Raw genomic sequence first — 474 nt, 5'->3', positions numbered from 1 at the left:
CTGCTGGACAACGACCGCAACCAGATCGAACTGTTCACCGCCCTGCTGCTGTCCCTGCCCGGCTCCCCGATCCTGTACTACGGCGACGAGATCGGCATGGGCGACAACATCTGGCTCGGCGACCGCGACGCCGTGCGCACCCCCATGCAGTGGACCCCCGACCGCAACGCCGGCTTCTCCTCCTGCGACCCCGGGCGCCTCTTCCTGCCCACGATCATGGACCCGGTCTACGGCTACCAGGTCACCAACGTCGAGGCCTCCATGTCCTCGCCGTCCTCGCTGCTGCACTGGACCCGCCGCATGATCGAGATCCGCAAGCAGAACCACGCCTTCGGACTCGGCTCCTACACCGAACTGCAGTCCTCCAACCCCGCGGTCATCGCGTTCCTGCGCGAGTACGAGGACGATCTCGTCCTGTGCGTGCACAACTTCTCCCGCTTCGCCCAGCCCACCGAGCTGGATCTGAGCGCCTTC

Annotated in this window: 1 protein-coding gene; it reads left to right on the top strand. The window is 66.2% G+C overall.

Annotation, left to right across the window (positions count from 1 at the left end):
• Positions 1–474, top strand: a 474-nt coding sequence (locus R2S09_RS40250) for an alpha-glucosidase C-terminal domain-containing protein (protein ID WP_316746254.1), incomplete at both ends; no start/stop codon positions are given.

Source organism: Streptomyces sp. MK7 (assembly GCF_032658145.1).
In the GTDB taxonomy this organism is placed as follows: Bacteria; Actinomycetota; Actinomycetes; order Streptomycetales; family Streptomycetaceae; genus Streptomyces; species Streptomyces spiralis.
This window is presented reverse-complemented; position numbering and strand designations above follow the sequence as displayed.